This window comes from Candidatus Phytoplasma citri (assembly GCF_002009625.1).
Taxonomy (GTDB): Bacteria; Bacillota_I; Bacilli_A; order Acholeplasmatales; family Acholeplasmataceae; genus Phytoplasma; species Phytoplasma citri.
Map to the genome: position 1 here is coordinate 1 of NZ_MWKN01000045.1, position 7445 is coordinate 7445.

The 7445-nt window shown below is 22.4% G+C and carries 6 protein-coding genes and 1 other RNA gene; all 7 read left to right on the top strand.

Annotated elements, in window-relative coordinates; translation table 11 throughout:
• The first annotated feature begins 52 nt into the window (after positions 1-52).
• Positions 53-452, top strand: an RNA gene (rnpB, locus tag B2G44_RS01500) — RNase P RNA component class B.
• A 158-nt stretch (positions 453-610) separates the two neighbouring features.
• Positions 611-2089, top strand: coding sequence for a lysine--tRNA ligase (gene lysS / locus B2G44_RS01505; RefSeq protein WP_078123090.1), 1479 nt, complete (start codon positions 611-613; stop codon positions 2087-2089).
• A 78-nt stretch (positions 2090-2167) separates the two neighbouring features.
• Positions 2168-2557, top strand: a complete 390-nt coding sequence (locus tag B2G44_RS01510; RefSeq protein ID WP_078123091.1) for a hypothetical protein — start codon at positions 2168-2170, stop codon at positions 2555-2557.
• 107 nt (positions 2558-2664) lie between these two features.
• Positions 2665-5388, top strand: coding sequence for a PHP domain-containing protein (locus tag B2G44_RS01515; RefSeq protein ID WP_078123092.1), 2724 nt, complete (start codon positions 2665-2667; stop codon positions 5386-5388).
• A 32-nt stretch (positions 5389-5420) separates the two neighbouring features.
• On the top strand, positions 5421-5849 hold the full coding sequence (locus B2G44_RS01520; protein ID WP_078123093.1) for a hypothetical protein: 429 nt from the start codon (positions 5421-5423) through the stop codon (positions 5847-5849).
• Positions 5850-5907: 58 nt separating this feature from the next.
• Positions 5908-6579, top strand: a complete 672-nt coding sequence (locus tag B2G44_RS01525; RefSeq protein WP_078123094.1) for a hypothetical protein — start codon at positions 5908-5910, stop codon at positions 6577-6579.
• A gap of 156 nt (positions 6580-6735) precedes the next feature.
• Complete coding sequence (locus tag B2G44_RS01530; RefSeq protein WP_078123095.1) at positions 6736-7221, top strand: GNAT family N-acetyltransferase; 486 nt, start codon at positions 6736-6738, stop codon at positions 7219-7221.
• Positions 7222-7445 lie beyond the last annotated feature (224 nt).

Below are 7445 nucleotides of genomic sequence, written 5' to 3' on the forward strand. Positions count from 1 at the left end.
AGAGAGTAAATTAGGGAAAGCCGGATGCTTGGAAACTTGCTTGTCCGGTTTGGACGGGGGCTGATTGTAAATAAAACAGCAAATACAAATCGCTGCATAAAAAACGCAATTAATCTATCCGTATCTTGGGAAATGTATGTAGTGTTTGTGCTTAAGAAAAAAATAACTTAAGGCATTTAAATTTATTTAAATGACGGCTTTGAAGTTCTAAGAACTTATTTTGTAAATTAATAAGTTTATGAATGTAAAAATAAAGTGCCACAGAGACGAATTGATTAGAAATAATCAAGTGAAACGCGGTAAACCCCTCAAGCTAGCAACCCAAAAAAAGGTAGGGGCATATAAAAGTTGATATTCCCTTTATAAGAAAAATTAATTTTTATACTATTTTAAAAATAGAGATAAATGATCACACTTATTTATTAAATAAGAACAGAACATGGCTTATGCACATTATTTTCTTATCATAAGAATCTTTTTTGCAAAAAAGATTCTTTTTTTTATTTTATTTATTTATTATTTATTTATAATTATTACAAATTATTAATGAAAAAAATATAATAGTATAATAGTATAGGTTATGATTTATAAATTAGGAGTTTTAAATTATATGAATAAAGAAGATATAACGGAACAAGAAGCGATTAGAAGAATTAAGTTAGATAATTTAAAGAGAAACAATATAGAACCTTTTTGTAATAAATTTACAGAAACTAACTCAATTAATTCTTTATTGTTGAAATATAAATCTTGGACATTTGATCAATTAGAACGAGAACAAATTTTAGTATCTGTGGCCGGTAGAATTATTTTAAAAAGGATACAAGGTAAAGCGGGTTTCGCTAATATACGTGATTTTGAATCTGATATACAAATTTATGTAAGACGTGATAATATTACGGAAAAAGAGTTTCAAATTTATAGTTGGTCTGATTTGGGGGATATTATTGGTGTTACAGGTGTATTATTCAAAACTAATAAAGGGGAATTAACTATTAAAATTTTTAAATTGATAATGTTAAGTAAAAGTTTACGACCGTTGCCTGATAAATATAAAGGTTTACAAGATAAAGAAATAATGCGTAAAAAACGTTATTTAGATTTAATTGTTAATCAGCGATCTCGTAAAACTTTCGTTGATAGATCAAAAATTATTCGTTTTCTCAGAGATTTTTTTAATAATGAAAATTTTTTAGAGGTTGAAACCGCTGTATTAAATTCTTGTGTAGGTGGGGCTAATGCTAGACCTTTTGTTACTTATCATAATAGTTTATCCACTAATTTTTATTTAAGAATTGCTACAGAAATTTCTTTAAAAAAATTAATTGTTGGTGGTATGAAAGCTATTTATGAAATAGGTAAAGTATTTCGTAATGAAGGTATTGATGCTAGTCATAATCCCGAATTTACAACTATAGAAGCTTATTTAGCTTATGCCGATATTAATATTATGATGTCTTTGGTAGAAAAATGTTTAAAAGATATTTGTTATAAACTTTTAGGTAAATTAGAATTTAATTATCAAGGGAATTTGATTAAATTTGATCATTTTTATAAATATGATATGATAGAAATTATTAAACAAAAAACTAATATTGATTTTAATGAGAATATATCTTTATTATCATGTCAAGAGTTGGCCCGAAAACATAATATTTCTTTGGAAGATTTTTATAAAAAAGGTCATATTATAGTTGCTTTTTTTGAAAAATTTGTAGAACCAGATTTGATTCAACCTACTTTTATTTTTAATTATCCTATAGAGGTAAGTCCTTTGGCTCAAGTAAATCCGCAAAATCCACAATTAACTGAAAGATTTGAATTGTTTGTAGCTGGTAAGGAATTGGTAAATGCTTTTAGCGAATTAAATGATCCTATTGAACAAAGAAAACGTTTTGAAGAACAAATATTACAAAAAACATTAGGTAATGATGAAGCTCATGAATTAGATGAAGATTTTATAGAAGCTTTAGAATATGGAATGCCTCCTACTGGAGGTTTAGGTATAGGAATAGATCGTTTAATAATGTTATTAACTGATAATTCTAATATTCGTGATGTGATTTTATTTCCTCATTTAAAAAAATAATATAGGATTTATTGTAATATTATAAATTCATTAATTATTAATTTGTTTTTCCATTTTATTAACAAAGGATTGATAATAATGAAAAATTTATTTTTATTTTGTAAAATAAAAAAATTATTTTTATATTTTTTACAGATTATAAATCATTCTCAGATTTATTCTGATATTTATTATGAGAATATAGATAATATTTATATTATTAAATTAGCTGATAAAATTATAGAAAAATTTTCATTATCAGAAATTTTAATTAATATTGAATTTTTACAAGAACATTTATTATATTATCTTCAAGAACAAGAATCTTTTTTACCTACCCAAGAATATAATTTGTATATGATTATAATATTTTTGGAATCTTTTTATTTTGCTGAATTTCAAATAATAAATAATGACGAAAATACGAATATTTTGGATTTTTTTGAAACAGAGTATGATAAACGAAATTTAAAAAAAATTTTGAATTAAAAATTATTTAATTTTGCAGTTGATGATTTTATATTTTAATTTAATATATAAGTTATTTTAAATTGAATATAATTGTTTATTGTAAGTAAGAGAGTGTTTTATTTTTTATGACGGGAGTTTTTTATTTACAAAGTTTTTATAGTATTAAAAAAAGTGTTCATTCTGTAGAAGCTTTGGTTAAAAAAGCTTTTGAAAGTAAATATAATTTTGTTGCTTTAAGTGATTTTGAAAATTTATATGGGATGATGCAATTAATTAATTTTTGTCACCAATATAATATTAAACCTATTATAGGTGCGCAAATTTATATTTATTTTGATCTTTTGAAATATCGTGATGTTAAAATTAGTTTTTTGATTTATGCTTTTGATAATAATGGTATTAATAATTTAATTAAAATTTTAAATTTTATCCAATTAAATAATAAAATTACTTTAACAGAATTTCAAAAATTCCGAGATGGTATTTTTGGTATTTTATCTAATTTAGATTTTATTTTATGTGATATTTTAAAAGATAAAATTATAGATTTGACTAATTATGAAAATGAAAATTTTATTTCGGAAACTTTTCGGTATTTTAAAATAAATATTAATCATTTATTTTTTGGATTTTCTTTGCAATCTTTTTTATTACAAGATTATGCTGGTTTTTTTTTGAAGATAGTTAAAAAATTAAATTTAAAAGTAGTTATAGTTAATAAGACTAATTATTTGTCTTCGGAAGAAAAATTAATTTATGAATATTTATGTAAAATAAGTAATTATCAAAATGATAATCGAGAATTTATGAATTTTAATCATAACAATGAACAAATGGAGTTAGATGTTAAATTTATTGATCAAAAAAAAATTCAAGAACGTTATCAACTTTATAATCTTAATGATTATGAATTATTTCTTGATTTAGAAAAATTTTTATCAACGATTAAATATAATTTTGTTTTTCCTTCAACCGTATGTTCATTTAAAAATGATGTATCTTGTGATAAGTTGGAATATTTACGAACAAAGGCTAATATTTTTTTAACAAGTTATTTGCAAAAAAATATAAATTTAGAAAAACATATTTTTTATATTAAGCAATTGCAGAAAGAATTAATGTTAATTAATCAAATGAATTATGTTGATTATTTTTTGATTGTTTTTGATTTAATACAATATGCTAAAAATCAAAAAATTTTGATAGGTCCTGGAAGAGGTTCTTCGGTTGGTTCTTTGTTATGTTTTTGTTTAGGAATTACTGAGATTGATCCTTTGAAATATAATTTAATTTTTGAGAGATTTTTAAATTTTAAAAGAACAACTGTTCCTGATATAGATATAGATGTTCCTGACAATCAAGTTGTTACATTAATGCGATATCTTGTAGATAAATATGGAATGGAACATATCGCTAATTTAATTACTTTTCAAAAATATTCCGAAGATTTGTTTCGTCTAGATTTAGAGTTTCTTCAACAAAATGGTCTTGAAATTGATATAAAGTCAATTTGTTCTGAATTTTCATCTATTATTAAAGGGATTCCTAGATTAGTTGGTACTCATCCTTCGGGAGTAGTTTTTACTAAAGCAGATTTGTCTCAACATTTACCTATTCAAAAAAATTCTAATAATTCTGTAATATTATATCGTTTGCAATTTGATCATAAACAGTTAGAAAAATTAGGTTTTATTAAATTAGATTTGTTAAAGTTACGAAATCTTTTTTTAATTAATAAAATTTTAAATTTGATTGAACAAAAAGGCAAAATTGAAATTAATTTAGCTAATATAGCGTTCAACGACGTTAACACTTATAATATATTGCAACAAGGAGATACAAAATATATTTTTCAATTAGAATCTGTTTCTGCTATAAAAGTGATAAAACTTATTAAACCTAAAACATTTGAAGATTTGATTGTTGTTTTATCTTTTAATAGACCTGGCGCTATAAAATTTGTAGATCTTTATATAAATAATAGAATTAATAAAAAAGTAAATTTTACTGGTATAGATGTTGTAGACAATATATTACGTGATACTTATGGTATTGTTTTATATCAAGAACAAATAATGAGAATAGCTTCAGAATTTTCAGGTTATGATTTGGGTCAAGCAGATTTATTTATGAGACAAATTATGTCTAAATCTTCTGAAGATAGCAATGTTAATTTAAAAAAAAGATTTATGGATCAAAGCGTTCTATATCGGAGAACAGCGGAATCAGCTAGTCAAGTTTATGATTATATTTCGAAATTTTCTAATTATATTTTTAATAAAAGTCACGGTGCAGCTTATGCTTTAATTAGTTACAGAATGGCTTATTTAAAAGCTAATTATTTGCTTTATTTTGGAATGGTTTATTTAGAAGAAGATCCCTATGATTATGTAACCATTCAAAAATGGTTATCAAAAATAAAAAAATATATAAAAATTAAAAAACCTAATATTGTATATAGCAATGTTAGTAGTTGTCTAATTTTGGATGATAAACTTTTTTTACCTCTAAATTTTATTAAAGATATGAATTTAGAAATGTGTAAGATTCTGATACAAGAGCGTTCTATAAAAAAATTTGAAAATTTTTATGATTTTAAAATGAGATTAAGGGAAGTTTTAAATAAGGAATTATTACAAAAATTGATTTTTGCTGGAGCATTAGATAATGCATTTGATTTAACTCGTGCACAAATGCTTCAAGATTGTGATTTGGATTATATAGAACATAGTCAATATTTAACTAATTTTTGTAAAAAAAAATCGAAAGATAATGATTATAATCAAGATATTTTAAATTATAATTTCCAAAATTCTTTTAAATTAAAATTAGATATGGTAGATGAATAATAATTTTAGCAAACAGGAGGTAATAATCAATTTTGTTTAATAATAAGTGTGATGTTGTTTGGGCATATTTAATAGATAGTAAATTTTGGCAAAAAAAATGGGTTATTATTTTATTTTATATCTTAAATATTTTAAGTTTTTTATTAATTATTTCTTGGAAGTTAAATAATAGAACTGTTTACATAAATAATCAAATCAATTTTTCTAATGTTTTTGATAGTCATCGAATATATCAATATCAAATTAATGATCCTCAAGAATTAGAAGAAACTATTATTTATTTAAAATCTATGTTCATTTTTATTATTCAGGGTATTTTTGTTTTTAGTTCGAAAAAAGGATTTTTAGGAATTACTTTAGGTACTTTTATAGGAGCGTTTGTAGGTTTAGGATTAGCCATGGTTTATCCATCGATTATTTATTTATTAGAATTAATTTATAAAGGGGTTTTTAAAATTTAAAGGAAATAATATTAAATTACAATAATTTAAGAAATTAATTTGTAATTAATATTTTTTTATGTTTATGCGATTATCTAATAATTTTATATTACGTAAAGTGGTATTAATAAGTTATTTTCTTTCTTTAGCTATTTTTATAGATTTATTTAGCAAATTTTTAACTCCTTTTTTATTTTTACCTTTAGGTGGTCAAATATTTAAATTTTCTTTGATTATTTTTTGTTTATCAGGTATTTATAATAATTTTTTAACACATTTATTAATTTGTGGTTTATATGCGGTTTTTCATTTAATAAAAAGTTATAATTTTTTATTATCTTTAAATCAATTATTTTTATTTACTAGAATTCAATTATTTTTGTCTTGCATTTTTGATTATATTTTGCCTGATTTATTATTGAGTTTAGTGGGGGTTTTTATCAATAAAAAAAAATTTATTGTCGACAATAAAAAAAATATTTTTTTGGGTTTATTATTAGTATATTTCTTAAGAAGTTGTTGTTTTTTTATTTCGAGTTATTGGGTTTACGCTCATATGCAATTATCTTTAGTTAATGTTTGGTATAATTGGTTATTTAATTTATTACATTTTAAAAATTTAAATGAAAAAATATGGTTAATTTGTTTTACTTATTGTTTCATTGTTTTTATTTTTAATTTTATTTTCTGTAATATCTTGTTGTTTTTAATATTATCCAAAATTACTTCTTTTTTTGATAAATATTTATAAAATTTTCTTTTTTAATGTTAAAATAATTAGTATAGTTAAATTAAATTTCTTTTATTATTTATGTTATTAATTGATTTTTAGTTTTGATTAATTTTTTTGATTTAATTTAATCAATATTTATATTGAAGAGGTGATAAAATTATTTATTATTATCAAATGCCGCGAATTGTTCATGAAGGAGAAATTAATGAAATTGAATCTATTAAACAATTATTATTTCGAAATGGCTTAATAAATGATTTAGTTCATGAATATGTTATAATTAAAGACTTAAATAATAAATTAATTGGAGTAGTAGGTCGATATTATAATAATATTAGATGTTTATCAATTGATCCTGAATATCAAGGTTATAATTTGGCTAATTTATTAATTAGTTTTATTATTAAAAGAATTTATACAGAAAATTTTAATGAAATTTTTGTTTTTACAAAACCTATGAATTTTACTATTTTTAAAAAATTAGGTTTTCAAATGATTTATTGCAATGAAGACTTTGGTTTTTTTACCAATAGATATGATTATTTTGAAGAATATTTGGTTTATTTATCAGAAATAAATAAAAAAAATAATTTATCTAATTCGAATAATATATCTGCTATCATTATGAATGCTAATCCTTGGGCGCCAAAAGAAGCCTAAATTTCCTGCTATTTAACCAATAGCCAGGGCCGATAAACCCTGAAAGGATATGGTCGGTTTGGCAGACGAAAGAATGCCAAGCTACAGCAGGCCATAAAAGCGGGTTGCGATGAAAGCAAATTAGTCAAGATGACTCCGCTACCAAATAATTCGATGGAAAAGCCTGAAATGGCCTAAGAAGGAAAATTGATGTAATAGCATGACCTGTTTCGGAAGTTGCTTAA